Below are 20448 nucleotides of genomic sequence, written 5' to 3' on the forward strand. Positions count from 1 at the left end.
TTCTACCCGATAAATGGAGTGGAAGTCTCCTTGGTACAAGTTAACATTGGAGACGTGTTTGCTAAACGATCCATCAATTGCGGAACGCGGACACGGGACCAAGCTCGTTTTCTAAATACGTGCGAATAGCGGATGGATATGCTTGCAGTGCTGGAAAATGTTTTTGCACTTCCTCAAGCAATTTTGCGTGGTCGACATTCGTATAATGATGAACAAGCATTTTCCGATAGCCAATGATCGCTTTTAATCCTTTTGCATCATCCGCCGTTATAACCCGTTCATCCGTTAAAATATCGATAATATCTTCGTAACTTCCTGGGTCTCTCATAATAAAACCATCGATCATCGCATTTCCGACATCTAAAATTGCTTCAATCACTAAATGAACAATACGCTCAAGAACAAGTTGAGACAATTCATCATCCCACGATGGCTTTTGTTTATAAATATGTAACAGCTTTTCCATATAACGTAATGTTTCTTCGATTTTATTGCGATCTACAAAGTACATCATTATTCCTCCTAGTATTTGTTTTTTTTATTGTACCATAATTATACGAATACGAGACATTTCACATATCGTTTGTTATGATGGAAGTACGCACATTTCTTACTGGAGGGCGGAGTTTATGAACGAGCGTTTTTACTTATATGACGATACGGTCGATACGAAAACGCGTTTTGTCAGTTTTTTAGGAGAACGGCAACGATTTGATTTAGCCATTATCCAAACAGATCGTTTTTACGGAAAATATTTAGTCCTTGATTTGCAAAGCAACCGTTTTGCAATTATTGGACAAGACGATTTAGAAGAACCGGGATATTTGGAACATGCTTACCGCTTGAGTGAAGAAGATGCCAACGATTTACGATCATTTTTATACGAATGCATTTCATAGCTGCTTTCTCATTAGGGGACATTATAAATAATCCCCATCCTGAGGAAGGTGAAACAAATGCAGGAAAAGGAAAAGTATAGCGATTTTTCCACCGTGGAAAAACAGAAAAATTTTTTAACGGCCGAAGAATTTCCAGAAGGACCGTACGGTTCTCCGCGCCGCGCAGACGAACCAGTGCAAAACAAAAGCACCCCGTGGAAAAAGGGACAGCGTTACTATAGTGCTTTTAACTACGAATACAAATCATTCCACCAAGACATTCCAAGACAAGACCCTGGCGCGCATCCGCCGCACGATGACCCGCGGGAAAATGAACAATTCCCATACGGTCAAGCATAATAGTTGCGGCTATCCTCATAAAAAGGATAGCCGCGTTTTGTTTTATCGTTTTACCTTACGAAGCACAAAATACGCACAACCAAAATTGCAATATTCATACAAATATTCTGATAATGTGCTAATTTTCGTATCATATGTTGCTTTTTGGTTATGATCATCAAAAAATCCGCGCAAACGAAGTTGGTTGTATCCCCAGTCTCCCACAATATAGTCATACTTACTTAAAATATCTGCATATCGCGCACGAAACGCCTCTTCATTAAACGCATTTTTCACGTTTTCCACTAATTCATAACATATATTGTTAATGCATATCATCCTTTTCACCTTGCCTTTCCACTTTCATCATAAACGATGAAACGTTCCCAATCAATTACTGTTATCAAAGTTCATAAAGAGGAACATCCTGAAGGTGAAGGGGGTGTTTGCAATGAGAAAAACATTGCTTGCGGTCACATTAGGTACAGCTGTAACATTAGCAGGCTGTGCGCAAATGGGACAAGATAACAATACCGATGTATATAAACGAAGCGGTAATACGATGAACGTCACCGATCGCAACGATTTATATAATGAAAGAGGAGTGCCAAACGGCGACGATGCACGAATGAACAATTTTGGCTATGTCCGCCATCAACAAAGCCCTGTTCGCGGTGATGCAAACTTATATAACAATATGCCAACGTTCAATCGCGAGCGCGCGGCTGATTTAATCAGCAAGCTTTGTACACAACTGCCGAACGTTAAGGATGTCGCCACATTAGTAACAGACGAAGAAGTATTGATCGTTTATGATACAGATACAAAAAATCGTCAGGAAACAGCAGACCAAGTAAAAAAGACAGCTCTTTCTGTCGTTCCGCGCTATTACCATGTATACGTGGCTGATGATCCACGCCTCATGAAAGATATCGAGCGCTTTGGACGTTTAGATTCCAACAGCCGAAATATCGATCAAATTATCGATGCAACGATTCAAAGAATGCTGAAATATCCGCAAGGCCGCAAACTAAGTGACGGGGAAAACGAAAATGGGGAAATGATTAACGAAACAAACGACCGTCTCGATCGTGATTTCCATGATGGTACGCCAAAGCCTGCAAAAATGAACCGATAACCTGAGAACAGAAAAACGGTCTGTCTTCATCTCGATGAAGGCAAGACCGTTTTTTACACACGTTTTACGCTTTCATCTGCCGTGCTGCCGAAGCCGCATTTACTTGTTCGTCTGCATGATAAGAAGAGCGAACGAGCGGACCAGCTTCGCAATGAGTAAATCCTTTGCTTAATGCGATTTCTTTTAATTCTCTAAATTCGTCTGGATGGTAATATTTCACTACTTTCAAATGCTTTTTCGTTGGCTGTAAATATTGGCCGATCGTTAAAATATCCACATGATTGGCGCGCAAATCATCCATTGCCTCAATAATTTCTTCTTTTGTTTCCCCAAGGCCGACCATAATACTCGACTTGGTCGGAATGTCCGGCTGCAATTCTTTCGCGCGGCGCAAAAATTCAAGCGAGCGCTCATATGTCGCGCGTGCGCGCACTCTTGGCGTTAATCGGCGAACCGTTTCAATATTATGGTTTAAAATATCTGGACGTGCATCCATTAATGTTTTTAAGTTCTCATATACTCCACCCATATCGGAAGGAAGCACTTCAATCGTCGTAAATGGATTTTTGCGGCGGATGGCACGGACCGTTTCCGCAAATACAGCCGCTCCTCCATCTTTCAAGTCATCGCGAGCGACAGCAGTGACAACAACGTGTTTTAAGTTCATAAGGCGAACCGATTCGGCAACACGTTCCGGCTCTTGCCAATCTAGTTCCGTCGGTAATCCTGTTTTTACCGCGCAAAAGCGGCACGCACGAGTACATACGTTCCCTAAGATCATAAATGTTGCCGTTCTTCGTACCGCCCAACATTCATGAATGTTTGGGCATTTTGCTTCTTCGCATACGGTATGTAACCGGTTTTCACGCATCAATTTCTTTAAGCCAGTATAATTTTCATTTGTATTCAGCTTTATTTTTAACCATTCCGGTTTGCGAAGGTGCTCTTCATTTGTTGCCATTGTTCTCACTCCAATAGTTTTATTTATATTTTTCATTATAAAAAAAACAGCAAATAAACACAAAGAAATTAGTCACACCTCACTTTCCGCATTTTAACATTTATGAAATAAGCGAATCTCCTCAAACTAAATAAAGGAGATGAATGGAAAGGGGTAGAAGTATGTGTACCGATTTATATTTGGCATTGTAATGATGATAATTATATTCACGACACCAAAAATCATATTTGGCCAAGAAAAATTCGATGAAGAAGAGATTTATCAGAAACGAATGGAGTTATACAAAAAAGCAGAAGCAGCCTCGCTGATCCCTTGGTATTATTTTGCGGCGATTGATCAATATGAACGGAACGTCCGTCAAGTGCGCCGTGATTTGCCTAAACCTACCGGCGTACTTGGCATCTATATCAAACCGGAAATTTGGGCGGGGCCTTTAAATAAAAACCCTCATGATACCAATCCGTTTACGATTTCGCAATTTGGCGGTTTTGGTATGGATGGAAACGGAGACGGTGTCGCCGATCCGACAGATGATGAAGATGTTATTTTTGCTATGGCACGCTTTCTTCAATCGTATGGAATCGATCATAAACATATAAAAATGGCCCTTTGGGACTATTATCAGCGAAGCAAAACGGTTGATTTAATTTTAGGCAAAGTAAAAATTTACAAAAAGTATCAGACGTTAAAGTTAGATGATCATGTATTCCCGCTTCCGCTTCATGCGAATTACAGCTATCGGGATACATGGGGTGACAAAAGAGGTTGGGGAGGACGCCGCATTCATGAAGGGACGGATATTTTTGCCAGCTACGGTGTCCCTGTACGATCGACTTGCTATGGAATCGTGGAATTAAAAGGATGGAATAACTATGGAGGATGGCGTGTAGGTATTCGTGATATTAATAACACTTATCACTATTTTGCTCATTTAAATGGATTTTCCCCTAACTTACGTGAAGGACAAATCGTGGAACCAGGAACCATTATCGGCTCGGTCGGCAGTTCGGGCTACGGACCGCCAGGGACGGCTGGAAAATTTCCACCGCATCTTCATTATGGAATGTACAAAGATAACGGATATACGGAATGGTCTTTCGATCCGTATCCTCACCTGAAAGCGTGGGAACGTGCGGAAAAACAAAAGAAAAAATAAGGAGGTCGGAATGAAACACCGACCTCCTTTTCCTCTACATACCACTATCCGTTTTGTCTTGCTTTTCTCACCGCATGAATAATGCTTGCCGCTAAACCTCCCCAAATGACGACGATACCAACAACCATCATGACAACCGCACTTGTTTCCATCTATCTTAAACCCCCTTGCTTTCCGTCTGGTGCGTTTCTCTGACAGTAGAACCGTGCCATTGCTTGAATGAAAGCAAGATTCCGATTGCAATGACAGCAAGCGCGACAACCCAGCCGAACGACGTAACAAACCAAGTTTCGTATCCTGAGTAATTTTCTTTAATATTTGTCCGAATGTTATCCACCATCATATATCCTAACACAAGCGGCGTGATGACGCTTAAGCAAACTTTCCACCAGGCACCGAGCATAATATCGGAAACGCTGTTCGCATGCTCTTGCAAGTTATTAAGCTCGCGCACAACCCAAGCAATTACAACAACCTCAACAAGTCCCGCCAACGCAATGCCAAAGTTGTTAATAAAGTAATCGACGACATCTAACAAATATAAACCGCCATGCGACGCAAAGAAAAGAGATAATAACGCCGCAACGCCTCCTCCAAACAATACCGATTTCGTACGGGAAACACCAAACTTTTCCTGAATCCCGGCAATATACGTTTCGCAAATCGAAATGAGAGATGTTAGTCCCGCAAGCGTTAACGATAAGAAAAAGAGAACACCGAAAAAGGCATTAAGCGTCGGAAACTCGTTAATAATTTTCGGAAACACTACAAATGCTAATCCGACACCGCTGCTTACCACTTCATCTACCGCTACCCCTTGTTGTTGCGCTAAAAAGCCAAGAGCACTAAATACTCCAATTCCAGCCAACAATTCAAATCCAGAGTTTGCAAATCCCGTAATAAACGCGTTATTTGTTAAATCTGATTTTTGTGGAAGATAACTGGCATACGTGACCATAATAGCAAAAGCAATGGATAAGCTAAAGAAAATTTGTCCATACGCGGCAATCCAAACTTTTCCGCTCATAATTTGGTCCCAATCCGGTTTAAAGAACACGTTTAATCCTTCTAATGCCCCATCAAGCGTAACCGCGCGAATAACAATGATAAGGAAAAGAACAACAAGCGTTGGCAAGAAAATTTTGTTTGCCAATTCAATTCCTTTTTTAACGCCTTTATAGAGCACACCTAACGTAACAATCCAGACAATCACCAGCGGAATAAGTACATTAAGCGAAATTCCTCCTAATTGACCCGGTTTATCCGCTAAATGCAAATAATTTTTAAAAAGAAAACTTTCTGTATCTTCTCCCCACTTTAAATTAAAGGAAAATACCGTATAAGATAATGCCCATGCAATAATAACGGAATAATACGTAGAAATAACAAACGAAATAAGCACTTGCCACCAGCCAATCCACTCCGCGTTTTTATGAATGCGGGAAAGCGATAGGGGCGCAGAACCTCGGTATTTATGACCGATGGCAAATTCCATCACTAACAACGGAATCCCTGCAGTAAGCAAAGCGAATAAATACGGGAAAAAGAATGCTCCGCCGCCATTTTCATAAGCGACCCCAGGGAAACGCCAAATGTTTCCGAGCCCGATCGCAGAGCCAGCTGCTGCTAAAATAAACCCTGCGCGCGTTCCCCATTGCTGTCGATTCTCCATTTACAGTCCCCCCATTTTTTGTAGAATAATATAATTTTTTATTTTCTGATTTATCTGTCTTTTATAAGTATAGTATACTTCCTATTAGTCGAGAAGTCAAAGCAATATTAGACTTCTATGTTTGTTATTTCCATGTAGGAAAAAACAATGGCAACTTGTCCTATATTACAAAACTTTTTTTCTTCTTTACATAAAATAAGTAACGCCCATGATATGACATGCTTATTACGCCGTAACCCGAGCCGGCGAACATATAAAAAATCTTCACCGACCCGGCAGGCGACCGAAAAACGTTAAGCTAATGAGAAGGCACTTTAAAAGATGGGTTGACATTGCCGCCATTATTATAAAATTCCGGAACCTCTCCTTGAATCACATGCATCGCAATCGGAATTTTTGTTGAGACGGTTGCAGCTTTTGCTGAAAACGGGATTACTACTTGAATATCTACGGAAACGTGAATATCCACTTCAATTAACACGTTATTAATCCCAAACGGCTTAATTTCTTTTGTTACATCCGATAATACATTACCAATAATTTGAAATTGGACAGGAACATGCGGCCCGAGATTGCCAAGGAGTGAATTATTGGTGACTTGGCCAATTGGAATATAATAAATAATTCCGCTATTTTTCCCTTTTTCCGGTTCGGCGTCAGGAAGTTCGAGTTCTTCAATCTTTCCTTCCGTTGCCGCTTTTAAACTTTGCATTACATAGTCGTCCGTATTTGCTAAAATTCGATTTACAATGACTGCATTAAAATCCACCGAAGCAATTTTGCCATTTTCATCTTTCTGTACTGTAATTAAATCACTCATTTCCGGATTGTCTTTTAAAAACTGTTGTTCAATTGCATTATTAATGACTAAATTGGCAATTCGTTTCGTTTCCTTTTCAGCAATTTCCATTAAAACTGGTTCGATCCTTTTATTCACAATCCAAAGACTGAGAGCTGTGGAAAACATAAAGAAAACAAATGTCAATAAAAATACATATCGAAAGGGAAGCGGGCCTCTTCTCGGAAAGCGTGCGGGAAATCTAGGCAAAATAAAATCCCTCCTTTACAAGCTATATGTATGCTTGAAAGGAGGGAGATAACGCAAATTGTTATATAATTTTTTACCGCATCTTCAACAAAGCATCTTTTCCTTTCATACCGACCGTAATTCCCAACTCTTCAGCAGCTACTGTCACCGATTCTAAAGGCGCTTCAAGCAGTTGTTCAATCGTGCGCACCCCGACCGCCCTTCCAGCGACAATTCCGCGGTCGCGCAGTTTCTCATTCAATAGCGCCACATCGAGCGCGCCGCACATAATGTACCCTTTTTCACTTGCTACGGCAAGCAAATTCGTCTTTGGTAATTGAACGGAAATAGCAATAAATGGATAATGATCGATCGTAATAGGAGTTACGTTGATCATGATAAAGCCACACTCCTTTCCCTACTTTAATGTATGAAATAGGGAAGGAAATGTGCTTATTTTTGGTTTGCTAATTTCCATGCCAAAACATCCCGTAAAAATTCCGGCATATAATATTCTTTTTTCGAAGCGCGTTGGATTTGGGGATAAAAATTTCCGATCGCAAACATATCAATCGTCGCCACATCATATAGTTGATCTGGATTTAATGGCTTGCCGTTAATCATAATGTGGCGAATATGTTCGGATCCATCTTTACTCGTTTCTGTTTCCAGTTCGATTCCAGCATATACCATTTGCCCCATCACCTTGCCGCGAAAACCAAATCCTTTAAATTCTAAGTATTTCATTCTTTCTGTATTTGCTTGTAAAATAATTTCCTTTAATTCTGCGCCCCGAAGCTGCACTTTACACGGGTTGATCGGATGCGGACAAATACGGTGTAAATCTTTTTTTGTTACTACTCCTTTGTAAAGCGGCTCTAACAGGACACCTGCATTTACCATGCCGATTTCCGCTTTACACCATTCTTTAAGTGCTGAAGCGAGCAATTCGGCAAACGGAGACGGCGAAAACCATTGTAACGGCAAGTCTTCTTTCAATTCTGCGACTTGTTCCGCTTCCAATGTTGCTAAACTTTGCTGTTCTAATAACGATAAGGTGCGCTTCGTTTTCTCCAAATCCGGCAGACTTTTTACATCCACAACGGTAGCTAATGCTTTATATGTATGATCACTTTCCCCGATTTCTAACTTCACTACTCCAATAAACTTTCCATATTTCCCGGCTCCACACAATAATGTTTGATTAATCCTTTTTCCCTCTGGAAATAAATGATGGGTATGCCCTCCGAGGATAATATCAATTTCTGGTATCGTCTGAGCAATTTTTTCGTCCTCGTTGATTCCCAAATGCGATAATAAAATGACAAGATCCGCTTGTTTTTTCACTTCTGCCGCAATGTTTTCCAACATCTCAAGAGGCGGCGTCACTTTCCATCCTAATAACTCGTAAGATTTAGCGAAATAAGCCGTTAGTCCAATCACGCCAACACGAAACGTATCAGAAATAGGAATAATATAGTACGGATGCGCCCAAGAAGGACGTGTCCCGTCTTTCTTAAATAAATTTGCGACAATGACTGGAAAGCGGGCGTTTTTGTATAATGCATTTAGTTCCTCATAGTCAAGGGTAATTCCTTCATTGTTCCCAATCGTTACCGCATCATAATGAAGTTCATTTAATAAATCAACATTTGCTTTTCCCCTTGTTGCTTCCGTAATCGGATGAAAGCGATCAATAAAATCCCCAATATCAAACAACAACATCGTTTCATTGTTTTTTTCATGCTTTTGTCTTTGTTCACATAAAAAATAGGAAATTTTCGGCCAATATTCAAAATGGCTATGCACATCGTTCGTATGGTATACATATACTGTCCGTTTCAACGAGCCTCCCCCTTTATGAAAAGCTTTCGTAAATAAGACGGATTCCTAAAAGAACAAGCACTAGGCGCAAGAAGATGACCACTGTTTTACTGCGAAGCCGTTTATTAATGAAAGCACCTGTTTTCGCTCCAAACCAAACACCCGGAATTAGAGCAAGCGCAAATAGCCATTGTACATTCCCCATAAAAATATGTGTAAGCGAGCTGACAAGTGACGACAAAAAGATCATAAACATCGAAGTCGCTACCGCAACATGAGGCGGAAAGAAAAATAAAATCATCATCGCCGGCACCATTAATGAACCGCCGCCAATGCCAAAAATCCCCCCAAAAAAACCAACGATGAAAGAGATGACAATAGCTACGATCGGGTTGTATCCATATGTCACCGTTTCCCCTTCATTCGTTGTGTAAGTGCGGGTAATTTTAAATGTTTTTCGTTGTGAACGTACTGAAGCATTTTTGCTGAAAGATAAAAAAAACGATACAGCGATTAAAAAAAGCCCAAAATAGAAAGAAAAATGCTCAAGGCTCAACTTATTATTCATCCACGCGCCAATGATCGCTCCAGGGCCGCTTCCGATAAAAAATAAAAGGCCGCTTTGATAATCAACCATTTTTTCTTTCATATAGGATAATGTTGATGATAGTCCGTTAAAAATAATGACGACGAGCGAAGTGCCGACAGCCGCTTGCGGGGTGACATGCGGCAACCAATGTGTAGCGCCTAAAAACAGCAAAGATGGCACGATGATCACTCCGCCGCCTAAACCGACTAAACTTCCGATCGTTCCCGCTAAAAAGCCGACAATGACTAGCAGCACATACTCCATATTCTCATCTCCAATAACTAAAATAAATCAAGCTGGCGCGGCGCTAAATCCGTATATTCAATGCCAAGCAAACGGATCAATTGCTTCGCATTATCCGCAGCATCCCCGCCGGAATTGTTGTTAAACAATACGTAAATATCCTTTGTCTTCGTTTTTAATGTTTCAATATGCGCCACCCATTCGCGCAATTCGTCTTCCCGATACCGATATAAATATCTTACGGCCCGCCAATTTTCTCCGCTTGTCGCTTTATTCCACCCATATACATTACGCCCATGCAAACGAATAAGCGTTTTTTCTGCATTTGTAGGATATAACACGGTCGGAATGGAACCTTCCCCAGCTTGCGGCTCATCGCAAATGCTATGAATCCATCCTTCTTCTGTCATAAACTGTAATGTTTTCGCATAAAAGCGGGGGGAAAACCATGAACGATGGCGAAACTCAAGCGCTACCGGAACTTCTTTCATTTGCGCCTTGCACCAACGCAAATACATTACATGCTCACGGCGGCAATCAAACCATGGCGGAAATTGAAACAACACCATCGCTAGCTTTCCTGACTGGATAAACGGCTCAATCGAGTCTAAAAAAGCAGCAAACATCTCTTCCTTGCTCGAATACGGAATCGGGCCCCGCTCATGTCCCGTCATTCCTTGGTACGCTTTCACGACAAAGCGGAACGAATTCGGTGTTTCATGAATCCATTTCTCGACATTTTGGCGCGGCTGAATCGCATAAAAATACGAATCCACTTCTACAGTGGGAAAATGTGCGGCGTATTCTTGCAGCTTATCTTTCGCTGCAAGACCAGGAGGATATAAGCTATCGTGATCTCCCCAACCTGTTAATCCGATATAAATCATACGTATCACCTAGCTTCATCAGGCTATGAATAATGTTTAATTTATTCAAACATAACTCATCGCACATTTGCCACAATGGATGCATTCGTTTGATGTAATGCTGTTCCACTCTGGTCACAAGCAATGATTTCCCCTCCTTTCATAAGAATGAAATAACAGGATAATATAACATATTTTCATCATAAGCTTATTGTCAAGACCGATTATTTTTTGCTTTAACACTTACATTTATTTTAACTATATCACAATGGCAAAAAATTTGAGAACAATAGAGGTATGTACAACCAAAAACGTGAAAACCATCCATTCACCATAGGCAAATGGATGATTTTGCAACAATCATTAACCGATAGATCTTTCCATTTCGAACTTGATTATTTTTGCTCACAGCATGGGCAAACAATACTTTACGATTATTGATTTTGTAAGGTTTTTCGAATTATTTAACCTGATTAAAAAAGTAACCCACTATAAAATTGTGAGTGTTTTGTGGGTGACCCACAAGCATCTAATCAGAAGGCCGGAGTCTTACTTGGCCTTCTTTTTTATGCACAAAAATAGCCTACTCAAATCGAGTAGGTTTAATTATCGTTCGAATCGCCTGAGTTTCTTCATGAATATGTCGCGAAAATGCTTTTCAAGGAACTCTTCCATCCGCGATGCGATGAAGCACCAACGTTCCCCTTTTTTCTCCGGGTAGTACACAAACCCGCCGTTTTCTAAATCAAGCATTTGTCGGTAGCGAGGATGAAGAAGGATATTTTCTTTCAACCAGTCCTCGCTGTATCCAGTACGCTCCTTGAGATCCTGCATGGACCACCAGACTTTGTTCACGTTACCCATCCTTTCGACTGTTTGCTCGTCTCTCTCAATAAGCGGCACGGATGTGTCGTGGGATTTTATTTTGCGTTGCGCATCAGAATTTAATGCTTGGGTAATTTCCGCATACCAAGGGAGTAATAGGGACTTGTTTCTCTCCCCACTTTCGTAAAAGCCCGATTGCTTTTTCTGGATTTGTATAGGATAACTAGGCAAGTTTAACCGGGATTGCCTTTCTCTTTTGAAGCAAATCAAGATCGATCGGAAGTGTCATTTTCGTCCCCCCTCTCCCTTTTGTCGCGTTCCTTTCTCAATAAATATATATAAATACCCATATTAAAAGGCGAAACCCTCACTCCGCCTTTTTGTTTCGTTTACCCTGAGCCCGACACAGTTTGAAGACCATTTAGATAAACGAAAAGAAATACATGAGTCAATCGGGGAAGAAAGGATTTTTTATTTACTTTTCGAAAGTAATTTTTGAACCAACAAGACGAACGATAGCAATCTTTTTTACCATCGCTGTCGAAAATCCTCCCACCCCTAATTCCTGCGCCATTCAATGCTATTTTTAGGTTAACGATTGGATCAATGTTCACCGCTACATTACCCATTGTACCACTCAAGAACCACAATTAAATTAAAGATTATTCTTGAGTCAGGTAATTAAAATGTTTATCAGTGATATATGTTAAATCAATGTCAAAATTCATCTTATCTAAGATAGGTTTAATATACTCTATTAAATGTGTGCCAGCCTCAAAATTATCAGGAAATTTACTAATATAAAAAGAATTATTATTATCACAATTTGGCTTATGTTCAACTAACCCTTCGATTACCTCAGCAATTTGGTCCACAATATTTTCTTCTAATTTTTTTTCTGAAATTATTACCGTGTGGATATAATTCTCCGCGCCTTCAAATGAATCCTCATCCTCTATTTCCTTTAAAATAGGAAAATCATCTAAAACACTAGGTCTTCTGTAATCTAAAATCAATAGCATACAGACAGTTTCATTATCTTGATTATCTAAACGAAACAACTCTAGGTCTCGCAATTTCAACATTCTTACCAATTTGAACATTAATATCACCTCCCTCTAGAAATGTTGATATATCAAGGTTTCTTGGCATCTTAGGGGTGCCAAAAAAATATTTTTCGACAAAACTCATCACATACTTTTGAGTTTTTGTTGATATCTAACAGTCCATGGGTGCGCTTCGCGGCCACTGGATATTTTTGTATTTTTCACTCCAGTGGGGGGATGTGTATGCGATGCACCTTGGATCTCTGCACAACTGATGAGGACGAACCCTCCCATGTCTCTGGGCATCCTTGTGCCAACATTCCTTCGTTCGGTCTCTTCACCAGGCAGAGGCCGGCTAAGCTCCTTTAGGGACTCAAGGTCGAATGGATGATATCGCGCCAGCTTCTCCGTGTCATCCTTGTTGTCTAGAGAATCGAGACTATAGGTATCAAGCAGCCGTTTCGAGACCAAAGATGTCCTGCATCATTCGCTTCGCATCGAACGCTTGGTGCTTCGTACATACAGCGTGCAATACCTTCAATAATTTTCCGCATAACGCCACAATCGATAATTTTCCGCATAACGCCACAATCGATTGCTTCTTCCGCAACGGATTATCAGGACGTGTCGTGTAATAGTCGTGCAGCTGCCGAAACGCTTCGTTGTGGCGGATCATCGGCATCATCACCCGGAACAGAAGGGCGCGCAACCGCCTTCTTCCACGCTTCGAGATCCGTTTTTGCCCTTTGTGTTGGCGGAGGAATGTTCCCGCAGCGTCAGGCCCGCTAATTGGATAAGCTGCCGCGGATCCTGATAATGGGAGAAACTCCCGATCTCTGATAACAGTTCCACGATGGTCGCATCGCCTAAGCCCGGAACGATCTTCAACCATCGTACTCGACAGATGTCTGTACGAGTTCGATCAGCTGCTCTGTCAGTGCCTCGATTTCTTCTTCCAGTTGGCGGTACCGGCGGACAAGCGTGGCAATTTCGATACGGGCCATCTGTTGTCCTTCCGTTACGCCAATGGAGTGTTGGGCCAGTTCTATGAGCTTCTTCGCTTTCGGTTTTTGTGGCGATTGTAATCCCTCACTTTGCCGGTAAAGGGCGAGAACCTCTTCTAGTTCTTTTCCTGCCAGATCACTCGGAAATGGCGTATATTCCAGCACCGCGAGCGCCATTTTCCCAAATGACGGAAAGACTTGCGTAAACTCCGGAAAATATCGATCAAGCCAGCGAATCATTTGATTTCGAATCGCTCCCTGTTCTTCCACCAATTTGGAGCGAAATGTCGCTCCCACGCGCAGATCCGCCTCCATCCCTTTCAGAATGCGCGGATAGCTGAATCGGCCGTCTTTCACTAACCGGGCAATGACGAGCGCATCTTTCGCATCATGCTTGGTTGGAAGGTTATCGTCTAGCTCTTTGGATCGCTTCACGTGCATCGGGTTTGTCATGACGAGAGGGATGCCTTTCTCATCAAGAAAATAGGCGAGATTCAGCCAATAATGTCCCGTTGGCTCGATGCCAACAATCACCTCGGTTTTTCCAAATTCCTTCATGGCTTCCACGATGCACTGGTACAACCATTCCAATCCTTCTTTCGATTGCAGAACGGGAAACGGCTTTTTTAACCCCCTCCCTCGCTCATCCACAAAGCAGGCATAATGTTTTTTCTTTGCGATATCCATCCCAACAACCAGCGTTTGATCGGTGACTTGATTAATCTTCTTGTTTGAGATAGAATTCATGTATAGTCCTCCTTGGTATCCAAATTAGGGGTCAATTCGTGTGATTGACACCCCCCGAATCATACCAAGAGGGCTTTTTTTATTCAAGTCCCCGAAAAAACTTCTAACAGGAATGCTCCTTTTTTGAGAGCAAACACTCTCTTTTCAGTTGATAAAATCGAAATTGAAGCAAATACTTTTGCTATTGAATTATTACTTCCAGATGACGTTATCATTCAATACCAAGGCACCGATCTGACCATATATGACGTAGCTAAAATGTACAGTGTGCCACAAGAGCTTGTTCATTTAAAAAATTTTAACCATGAAACAGAACGTATATTCGTTTAATTTGAGGAGGTGTTTCGCTATGATCATTAATTTAGATGATTATCGGAAAAAGAAGAAAAAGAAAAGAAATGACCGTTCAATGGTCAGTATCCCTATATTTTCACGAATTACAGTAGAGGACAACAAATTAATCGGTGAGCTTGAGAATGGACAAAAAGTTATCATTCAAAACTTAGAAAAGGAGGAGTGAAATTGGCTAGTTTCCGTAAACACCCAAACGGAACATGGGAATATCGAATCCGCTATAAAGATCGGTCGACCGGTAAGTATAAAGAAAAATCTAAGCGTGGATTTAAAACAAAAAAAGCTCAATTGGCAGCCGCCCAGGCGGAAATGGAATTGGAGTATTACGGATTCTCTGAAGATGGGAACGAAAGAGTAGATGCGTATTTTGAAAAGTGGCTCGAAGTGTATAAAAAACCAAACGTCAAGCCGATCACTTATTCTCTCCAAGAAAGAAACGTCCGACTAAACATTCTTCCGCGTTGGGGGAATTATAAGCTTAAAGAAATTACCAGAGTTGAATATCAGAAATGTATTAATGAATTGAGGGAACGATATAGCGAAGGAACAGTTAGACGAATTCACAGTATCATGAATTCGGCGCTCAATGACGCTGTTCATGAATTCCGGATTTTACGCGAGAATCCCATCGCTAAAATCACCATTCCAAAGGAAAAAGAGAAAAATAACGAACTGAAGTATTTTACACGTAAACAACTGGAGAAATTTTTGAACGAAGTAAAAAAAACACAAAAGCATGCCAAATATCAGCATTCCATTCAGTACTATGTGCTGTTTACTCTTTTGGCACGGACTGGTTTGCGAATTGGAGAAGCATTGGCATTGACGTGGGATGACATTGACTTTGAAAACAAGATACTCACGGTGAACAAAACGCTAGTGTATCCGACTAACTCAACGCCGTATCTTTCGACTCCAAAATCGAAAGCAAGTTTACGAACAATCAAATTAGACGATGTGACGGTTCGTCTGTTGAAAAAGCATCGTATCAACCGGAATGAAATGTATTTAAAATACCAGAACTATAAAAAACCTGAAACCAACATTGTGTTTCATCAACATGACGGACGTTGGTTACGGACAAACGTTGTCCGTGAATATTTTAAAGAGGTTTGTAAGCGTGCTGGGCTTCCGATATTATCACCCCACGCTCTTCGGCATACTCATGCTGTTCATCTTCTCGAAGCCGGAGCAAATATTAAATACGTGTCCGAAAGGTTAGGACATGCAAGTATAAAAACAACCGCTGACACCTACCTCCATGTGACCAAAAAAATCGAGGATGAGGCACTGGAGTTGTATCAGCGGTACACAGAAAAAATATAATTGTGGGTGAATTGTGGGTGTGGCGTTCAAGAAAAAGCGCCACGCCTTTGATTTTATAGGATTAACCAATACTACCTTCCATCTCGAATTTGATAAGCCGGTTCATTTCCACCGCATATTCCATTGGAAGCTCTCTTGTAAATGGCTCGATAAAGCCCATGACAATCATTTCTGTCGCTTCTTGTTCAGAGATGCCGCGGCTCATCAGATAGAACAATTGCTCCTCGGATACTTTTGACACTTTCGCTTCATGCTCGAGCGAAATGTTGTCATTTAAAATTTCATTATACGGGATCGTGTCGGATGAAGATTGGTTATCCATAATGAGCGTATCGCATTCAATATTCGAACGCGATCCTGACGCTTTGCGGCCAAAGTGAACGATACCGCGATAAGTCACTTTTCCGCCTTGTTTAGAAATCGACTTCGATACGATGGTCGATGATGTGTTTGGCGCAAGATGAATCATTTTTGCACCAGCGTCTTGATGCTGTCCTTTTCCGGCAAGCGCAATCGATAATGTCAAGCCGCGTGCACCTTCTCCTTTTAAAACAACTGCTGGATATTTCATCGTTAATTTGGAACCAATGTTTCCGTCGATCCATTCCATCGTTGCGTTTTCTTCACAAACCGCGCGTTTCGTTACAAGGTTAAACACGTTGTTCGACCAGTTTTGAATGGTCGTATAACGGCAGTACGCATCTTTTTTGACGATAATTTCAACAACGGCACTATGAAGCGAAGCAGTTGTATAAATTGGCGCGGTACATCCTTCTACGTAATGAACGTGCGCCCCTTCATCAACAATAATTAACGTACGTTCAAATTGTCCCATGTTTTCCGAGTTAATGCGGAAATATGCCTGCAACGGCGTTTCTACTTTCACGCCTTTTGGCACATAGATGAACGAACCGCCCGACCACACCGCCGAGTTTAACGCAGCAAATTTATTGTCCGTAGGCGGCACAACTTTTGCAAAATACTCACGGAAAAGGTCTTCGTTTTCTTTCAACGCAGAGTCCGTATCTTTAAAGATAACACCAAGTTTCTCCAAATCTTCTTTCATATTATGGTAAACAACTTCTGATTCGTACTGTGCCGATACTCCTGCTAAATATTTTTGTTCCGCCTCAGGAATTCCGAGCTTATCAAATGTCGCTTTAATTTCTGCCGGTACTTCATCCCAAGAACGGCCCGATTTTTCCGTCGGTTTTACGTAGTACGTAATTTCATCAAAATCTAAACTCGATAAATCGCCACCCCATTGTGGCATTGGTTTGCTGTAGAAAATATCTAACGCTTTTAAACGGAATTCAAGCATCCATTGCGGCTCATTTTTCATGCGGGAAATTTCTTCGACCACTTCCCGTGTCAACCCGCGTTTTGCGCGGAATACCGATACGTCTTTATCGACGAAACCATACTTATATTCGCCGATTTCTGGCGCTTTTTTCGCCATGCGGTTTCACCCTCCTTTTTTCTTCTTGCCATTAATGACGCTGGTGCAACCCTTTTTCCATTGCTTTCCATGCCAATGTCGCACATTTAATACGGGCCGGAAACTTCGAAACGCCTTGAAGTGCCACAATATCACCTAAATCAACAGAGTCATCATGTTCTTTCCCCTGCATCATATCGGAAAATATATTGGCTAGCTTCAACGCTTCTTCCACCGTTTTTCCTTTGATCGCCTGCGTCATCATCGAGGCTGATGACATCGAAATGGAGCAGCCTTCTCCCTCAAACTTCACATCCACAATTTTCCCGTCTTCGACTTTCATCGTTAGATGAATACGGTCACCACAAGTCGGATTATTCATATCAATATCTACACTGTTTCCCTCTAAAACACCACGATTTCTTGGATTTTTATAATGATCCATAATCACTTGTCGATAAAGCTGATCTAAAGGATTATTAGAAGACATGACCAAAATACTCCTTTGTTTTCTGTAATGCGACTACGAGTTGATCGATTTCTTCCTTTGTATTATAGAGGTAAAAACTTGCACGCGCTGTAGCTGTTACGTTTAACCATTTCATTAACGGTTGGGCGCAATGGTGACCGGCGCGGACGGCGATCCCTTCCGCGTCAAGGACGGTTGCCACATCATGCGGATGAACTCCTTCTATGTTAAACGTCACTAATCCTCCGCGATGTTTTGGACCATAAATCGTGATCCCTTCTATCGCGGACAACTGTTCTAAAGCGTACTGGGCAAGTTCCTGCTCATGTGCAGCGATATTATCTAATCCGATTTCTTCAAGGAAGTCGATTGCCGCTCCTAAACCGATGGCTCCCGCAATAATTGGAGTACCGCCCTCGAATTTCCACGGAAGCTCTTTCCATGTCGATTCGTACAGGCCGACGAAATCAATCATTTCGCCGCCAAACTCTACCGGTTCCATCTTCTCTAATAATTCCCTTTTACCATATAATACGCCAATTCCTGTCGGACCGCACATTTTATGCCCAGAAAACGCCAAAAAATCACAATCTAGATCTTGAACATCGATTTTCATATGAGGAGCGCTCTGCGCGGCGTCCACTACGATGACAGCGCCATGTTTGTGGGCGATTTTTGCAATTTCTTTTACTGGGTTAATCGTTCCTAAAACGTTGGAAACATGTACAATAGCGACAATTTTTGTATTGGATGTGACCGTCGCTTCTACATCTTTTAGGTCGATCGTTCCATCTGGCTGAAGCGGAATATACTTTAATGTGGCTCCCGTATGTTTAGCGACTTGCTGCCATGGAATAATATTGCTATGGTGCTCCATGTACGTGATGACAATTTCATCGCCTTCTTGTAAATTAGCGCGGCCATAGCTCGCTGCAACCATATTTAACGCCGTTGTCGTTCCTCTTGTAAAAATGATTTCTTGTGTGGACTTCGCATTAATAAACCGTCGTACCTTTTCACGTGCTCCTTCATATGCGTCCGTCGCTTTCGTACCAAGCGTATGCACGCCGCGATGGACATTTGAATTGTACTGGCGATAATAGTGATCAATCGCTTCAATGACGGGAAGAGGTTTCTGTGATGTCGCAGCGTTGTCAAGATATATAAGCGGCTTCCCGTTTACTTCTTGGTCCAAAATCGGAAACAGCTGCCGAACCTCTTTCGTATTCATGACTGCACTTTCCTTTCGATTACTTCAATAAGTTGTTTTTTCACACTTTCAATCGGAATAGCCTCTACAACAGGAGCTAAAAATCCATGAATGATAAGACGTTCTGCCTCATGTTTCGGAATACCGCGGCTCATTAAATAATATAGCTGCGTAGGATCAACGCGGCCGACCGATGCAGCATGTCCTGCCATTACATCGTCTTCGTCAATTAATAAAATAGGGTTCGCATCTCCACGCGCTTTTTCGCTTAGCATTAGAACACGCGATTCTTGCTGCGCGTTCGATTTGGAAGCACCATGTTCAATTTTTCCAATTCCGTTAAAAATCGAAGTCGCGCTGTCTCTCACAACACCGTGTTTTAAAATGTAACCTTCCGTATGTTTACCATAATGAACAACGCTTGTCGTAAAGTTTTGTACTTGCTCTCCTCGACCGACAACAACCGTTTTCGTATCGCCGAAAGAACCGTCACCTATTAAGCGGGTAATGTTTTCAGAAACTGTATCTCCATCGTTCATTAAACCGAGCGCCCACTCAATGCGGCCATCACGGGCAGCGATACCACGGCGGTTTACATAGGTTGTAATACCTTTTGCCAAGTTATCGACCGCTGCAAAAAACACACGAGCATTCGTGTTGGCAAACACTTCGGCGACAATATTGACAACTGCTTTGCTAGTTTCTTTTACGGAAATATAGTTTTCCACATAAACAACCCGGCTATTATCTTCCGCTACAACGATGACATGATTAAATAATGCGATATCATCATTTTCTTGAATATAAACAGCTTGAAGAGGAACATCCACTACAACATTTTTCGGCACATATACGAACACACCGCCGTTAAGTAGCGCAGCATGCAACGCCGTTAAACGATGCTCGTCAATTTTCACGCCATCTTTCATCAAATATTTTTGCAACAAATCCCCATGCTCACGTGCTGCTGTGAAAATATCAGTGAAAATGACGCCTTTTGCTTTCAACTCATCCGATAGAGATAAATATGCTGGTGTATGATCGCGTTGGACATATAAGTTTTTCGTTCCCTCTCCTGCTTCAATAAGCGCCTTTACTGCTTCAGGCAATTCATCTAATGAAGCAAACGGCGCGCTTTCCACTACATGATTAGCAAATTGTGTGAAATTCCATTTGTCAATTTTTGTTTTATCCGGCTTTGGCAGCGGCAACTCTTCTGCTTTAGCAAGAGCTTGTAAGCGAAGCTGTAAAAGCCAGTCCGGTTCGCCGCGTCCGCTGGAAAATGAGCGCACATATTGTTGGTCGAATGGTATTTTTGTTCCTGTCGTCATAATAT

25 protein-coding genes and 1 pseudogene are annotated in these 20448 nt (G+C 41.7%); 7 read left to right on the top strand and 19 right to left on the bottom strand.

Translation table 11 applies throughout. From position 1 onward, the window contains the following. Positions 1-73: 73 nt before the first annotated feature. On the bottom strand, positions 74-511 hold the full coding sequence (gene hepT / locus DER53_RS02280) for a type VII toxin-antitoxin system HepT family RNase toxin (protein ID WP_015864973.1): 438 nt from the start codon (positions 509-511) through the stop codon (positions 74-76). A gap of 118 nt (positions 512-629) precedes the next feature. On the opposite strand from hepT, the gene DER53_RS02285 reads away from it, so the two are divergent. Together DER53_RS02285 and DER53_RS02290 are read left to right on the top strand one after the other, a co-directional pair. Further along, a complete protein-coding gene (locus DER53_RS02285; RefSeq protein WP_062678329.1) occupies positions 630-899 on the top strand; it encodes a DUF3055 domain-containing protein in 270 nt (89 codons plus the stop codon). A gap of 57 nt (positions 900-956) precedes the next feature. Beyond that, positions 957-1238 carry a hypothetical protein gene (locus DER53_RS02290; RefSeq protein WP_062678330.1) on the top strand — a complete coding sequence of 94 codons (282 nt, stop codon included), beginning with the start codon at positions 957-959 and terminating at the stop codon, positions 1236-1238. 42 nt (positions 1239-1280) lie between these two features. Here the strand turns inward: DER53_RS02290 and DER53_RS02295 are convergent, their stop codons facing one another. After that, positions 1281-1556: a YutD family protein gene (locus DER53_RS02295; protein ID WP_015864975.1), complete on the bottom strand. Its 276-nt coding sequence runs from the start codon at positions 1554-1556 to the stop codon at positions 1281-1283. A 112-nt stretch (positions 1557-1668) separates the two neighbouring features. On the opposite strand from DER53_RS02295, the gene DER53_RS02300 reads away from it, so the two are divergent. Continuing rightward, positions 1669-2355: a YhcN/YlaJ family sporulation lipoprotein gene (locus DER53_RS02300; RefSeq protein ID WP_062755823.1), complete on the top strand. Its 687-nt coding sequence runs from the start codon at positions 1669-1671 to the stop codon at positions 2353-2355. A 64-nt stretch (positions 2356-2419) separates the two neighbouring features. Here the strand turns inward: DER53_RS02300 and lipA are convergent, their stop codons facing one another. Then, complete coding sequence (gene lipA, locus DER53_RS02305; RefSeq protein WP_015864977.1) at positions 2420-3316, bottom strand: lipoyl synthase; 897 nt, start codon at positions 3314-3316, stop codon at positions 2420-2422. 193 nt (positions 3317-3509) lie between these two features. Here lipA and DER53_RS02310 point away from each other — a divergent pair, with 193 nt between their 5' ends. After that, the gene (locus DER53_RS02310) at positions 3510-4472 is read left to right on the top strand and encodes a M23 family metallopeptidase (protein ID WP_223812248.1); all 963 of its coding nucleotides are present in this window, start codon (positions 3510-3512) and stop codon (positions 4470-4472) included. 44 nt (positions 4473-4516) lie between these two features. Here DER53_RS02310 and DER53_RS02315 read toward each other — a convergent pair whose 3' ends face one another. The 12 genes and pseudogenes from DER53_RS02315 to DER53_RS02360 form a co-directional block, all read right to left on the bottom strand. After that, positions 4517-4624, bottom strand: coding sequence for a methionine/alanine import family NSS transporter small subunit (locus DER53_RS02315; RefSeq protein WP_015864979.1), 108 nt, complete (start codon positions 4622-4624; stop codon positions 4517-4519). A 5-nt stretch (positions 4625-4629) separates the two neighbouring features. Continuing rightward, on the bottom strand, positions 4630-6144 hold the full coding sequence (locus tag DER53_RS02320) for a sodium-dependent transporter (protein WP_062755821.1): 1515 nt from the start codon (positions 6142-6144) through the stop codon (positions 4630-4632). A 298-nt stretch (positions 6145-6442) separates the two neighbouring features. Further along, the gene (yunB, locus tag DER53_RS02325; protein WP_062755817.1) at positions 6443-7192 is read right to left on the bottom strand and encodes a sporulation protein YunB; all 750 of its coding nucleotides are present in this window, start codon (positions 7190-7192) and stop codon (positions 6443-6445) included. A 73-nt stretch (positions 7193-7265) separates the two neighbouring features. Further along, a complete protein-coding gene (locus DER53_RS02330) occupies positions 7266-7568 on the bottom strand; it encodes a YunC family protein (protein WP_015864982.1) in 303 nt (100 codons plus the stop codon). 56 nt (positions 7569-7624) lie between these two features. Beyond that, positions 7625-9016 carry a bifunctional metallophosphatase/5'-nucleotidase gene (locus DER53_RS02335; RefSeq protein WP_062755815.1) on the bottom strand — a complete coding sequence of 464 codons (1392 nt, stop codon included), beginning with the start codon at positions 9014-9016 and terminating at the stop codon, positions 7625-7627. A gap of 13 nt (positions 9017-9029) precedes the next feature. Continuing rightward, a complete protein-coding gene (locus tag DER53_RS02340; RefSeq protein WP_062755813.1) occupies positions 9030-9848 on the bottom strand; it encodes a sulfite exporter TauE/SafE family protein in 819 nt (272 codons plus the stop codon). 17 nt (positions 9849-9865) lie between these two features. Next, positions 9866-10714: a DUF72 domain-containing protein gene (locus DER53_RS02345; RefSeq protein ID WP_062755811.1), complete on the bottom strand. Its 849-nt coding sequence runs from the start codon at positions 10712-10714 to the stop codon at positions 9866-9868. Between the two features lie 585 nt (positions 10715-11299). Next, positions 11300-11557 (bottom strand): DUF771 domain-containing protein, encoded by a 258-nt coding sequence (locus DER53_RS02350; protein ID WP_062678359.1) that lies wholly within the window; start codon positions 11555-11557, stop codon positions 11300-11302. 623 nt (positions 11558-12180) lie between these two features. Beyond that, positions 12181-12621, bottom strand: coding sequence for a hypothetical protein (locus DER53_RS02355; RefSeq protein ID WP_003354865.1), 441 nt, complete (start codon positions 12619-12621; stop codon positions 12181-12183). A gap of 391 nt (positions 12622-13012) precedes the next feature. After that, on the bottom strand, positions 13013-13240 hold the full coding sequence (locus DER53_RS17695) for a hypothetical protein (protein WP_425281334.1): 228 nt from the start codon (positions 13238-13240) through the stop codon (positions 13013-13015). Between the two features lie 24 nt (positions 13241-13264). Next, positions 13265-13416, bottom strand: a pseudogene (locus tag DER53_RS17700) (transposase); the annotation flags it as partial. A 32-nt stretch (positions 13417-13448) separates the two neighbouring features. Continuing rightward, positions 13449-14315: an IS110 family transposase gene (locus tag DER53_RS02360; RefSeq protein ID WP_425281331.1), complete on the bottom strand. Its 867-nt coding sequence runs from the start codon at positions 14313-14315 to the stop codon at positions 13449-13451. Between the two features lie 123 nt (positions 14316-14438). On the opposite strand from DER53_RS02360, the gene DER53_RS02365 reads away from it, so the two are divergent. The 3 genes from DER53_RS02365 to DER53_RS02375 are packed head-to-tail and all read left to right on the top strand — an operon-like array spanning position 14439 to position 15995. Then, entirely contained in the window at positions 14439-14645 is a 207-nt protein-coding gene (locus DER53_RS02365) for an ImmA/IrrE family metallo-endopeptidase (RefSeq protein WP_221215242.1), read from the top strand. A 19-nt stretch (positions 14646-14664) separates the two neighbouring features. Beyond that, positions 14665-14835, top strand: coding sequence for a hypothetical protein (locus DER53_RS02370; protein ID WP_167317815.1), 171 nt, complete (start codon positions 14665-14667; stop codon positions 14833-14835). 2 nt (positions 14836-14837) lie between these two features. Then, complete coding sequence (locus tag DER53_RS02375; RefSeq protein WP_062755807.1) at positions 14838-15995, top strand: tyrosine-type recombinase/integrase; 1158 nt, start codon at positions 14838-14840, stop codon at positions 15993-15995. 61 nt (positions 15996-16056) lie between these two features. On the opposite strand, the gene sufB is transcribed toward DER53_RS02375, so the two are convergent. From sufB to sufD, 4 genes are read right to left on the bottom strand one after another with little or no spacing between them, the layout of a single operon-like run. After that, on the bottom strand, positions 16057-17454 hold the full coding sequence (gene sufB, locus DER53_RS02380; protein WP_015864989.1) for a Fe-S cluster assembly protein SufB: 1398 nt from the start codon (positions 17452-17454) through the stop codon (positions 16057-16059). 31 nt (positions 17455-17485) lie between these two features. Further along, the gene (gene sufU / locus DER53_RS02385) at positions 17486-17923 is read right to left on the bottom strand and encodes a Fe-S cluster assembly sulfur transfer protein SufU (RefSeq protein WP_015864990.1); all 438 of its coding nucleotides are present in this window, start codon (positions 17921-17923) and stop codon (positions 17486-17488) included. After that, positions 17913-19133: a cysteine desulfurase gene (locus tag DER53_RS02390; RefSeq protein ID WP_062755805.1), complete on the bottom strand. Its 1221-nt coding sequence runs from the start codon at positions 19131-19133 to the stop codon at positions 17913-17915. The genes sufU and DER53_RS02390 overlap by 11 nt, the downstream gene beginning before the upstream one ends. Then, on the bottom strand, positions 19130-20443 hold the full coding sequence (gene sufD, locus DER53_RS02395) for a Fe-S cluster assembly protein SufD (protein ID WP_062755803.1): 1314 nt from the start codon (positions 20441-20443) through the stop codon (positions 19130-19132). The genes DER53_RS02390 and sufD overlap by 4 nt, the downstream gene beginning before the upstream one ends. Positions 20444-20448 lie beyond the last annotated feature (5 nt).

This window comes from Parageobacillus toebii NBRC 107807, assembly GCF_003688615.2.
GTDB classification, from domain to species: Bacteria; Bacillota; Bacilli; order Bacillales; family Anoxybacillaceae; genus Parageobacillus_B; species Parageobacillus_B toebii.

Excerpts from the sequence above, each read along its gene's own strand:
- DER53_RS02345 (WP_062755811.1), bottom strand. The coding sequence starts at position 10,714 with ATGATTTATATCGGATTAACAGGTTGGGGAGATCACGATAGCTTATAT.
- DER53_RS02295 (WP_015864975.1), bottom strand. The coding sequence starts at position 1,556 with ATGATATGCATTAACAATATATGTTATGAATTAGTGGAAAACGTGAAA.
- DER53_RS02355 (WP_003354865.1), bottom strand. The coding sequence starts at position 12,621 with ATGTTCAAATTGGTAAGAATGTTGAAATTGCGAGACCTAGAGTTGTTT.
- hepT (WP_015864973.1), bottom strand. The coding sequence starts at position 511 with ATGTACTTTGTAGATCGCAATAAAATCGAAGAAACATTACGTTATATG.
- DER53_RS02330 (WP_015864982.1), bottom strand. The coding sequence starts at position 7,568 with ATGATCAACGTAACTCCTATTACGATCGATCATTATCCATTTATTGCT.
- DER53_RS02370 (WP_167317815.1), top strand. The coding sequence starts at position 14,665 with ATGATCATTAATTTAGATGATTATCGGAAAAAGAAGAAAAAGAAAAGA.
- DER53_RS02320 (WP_062755821.1), bottom strand. The coding sequence starts at position 6,144 with ATGGAGAATCGACAGCAATGGGGAACGCGCGCAGGGTTTATTTTAGCA.
- DER53_RS02290 (WP_062678330.1), top strand. The coding sequence starts at position 957 with ATGCAGGAAAAGGAAAAGTATAGCGATTTTTCCACCGTGGAAAAACAG.
- lipA (WP_015864977.1), bottom strand. The coding sequence starts at position 3,316 with ATGGCAACAAATGAAGAGCACCTTCGCAAACCGGAATGGTTAAAAATA.
- DER53_RS02300 (WP_062755823.1), top strand. The coding sequence starts at position 1,669 with ATGAGAAAAACATTGCTTGCGGTCACATTAGGTACAGCTGTAACATTA.
- DER53_RS02390 (WP_062755805.1), bottom strand. The coding sequence starts at position 19,133 with ATGAATACGAAAGAGGTTCGGCAGCTGTTTCCGATTTTGGACCAAGAA.
- DER53_RS02360 (WP_425281331.1), bottom strand. The coding sequence starts at position 14,315 with ATGAATTCTATCTCAAACAAGAAGATTAATCAAGTCACCGATCAAACG.
- DER53_RS02340 (WP_062755813.1), bottom strand. The coding sequence starts at position 9,848 with ATGGAGTATGTGCTGCTAGTCATTGTCGGCTTTTTAGCGGGAACGATC.
- DER53_RS02350 (WP_062678359.1), bottom strand. The coding sequence starts at position 11,557 with ATGGGTAACGTGAACAAAGTCTGGTGGTCCATGCAGGATCTCAAGGAG.
- DER53_RS02315 (WP_015864979.1), bottom strand. The coding sequence starts at position 4,624 with ATGGAAACAAGTGCGGTTGTCATGATGGTTGTTGGTATCGTCGTCATT.
- sufB (WP_015864989.1), bottom strand. The coding sequence starts at position 17,454 with ATGGCGAAAAAAGCGCCAGAAATCGGCGAATATAAGTATGGTTTCGTC.
- DER53_RS02310 (WP_223812248.1), top strand. The coding sequence starts at position 3,510 with ATGATAATTATATTCACGACACCAAAAATCATATTTGGCCAAGAAAAA.
- DER53_RS02285 (WP_062678329.1), top strand. The coding sequence starts at position 630 with ATGAACGAGCGTTTTTACTTATATGACGATACGGTCGATACGAAAACG.
- sufU (WP_015864990.1), bottom strand. The coding sequence starts at position 17,923 with ATGTCTTCTAATAATCCTTTAGATCAGCTTTATCGACAAGTGATTATG.
- DER53_RS17695 (WP_425281334.1), bottom strand. The coding sequence starts at position 13,240 with ATGATCCGCCACAACGAAGCGTTTCGGCAGCTGCACGACTATTACACG.
- sufD (WP_062755803.1), bottom strand. The coding sequence starts at position 20,443 with ATGACGACAGGAACAAAAATACCATTCGACCAACAATATGTGCGCTCA.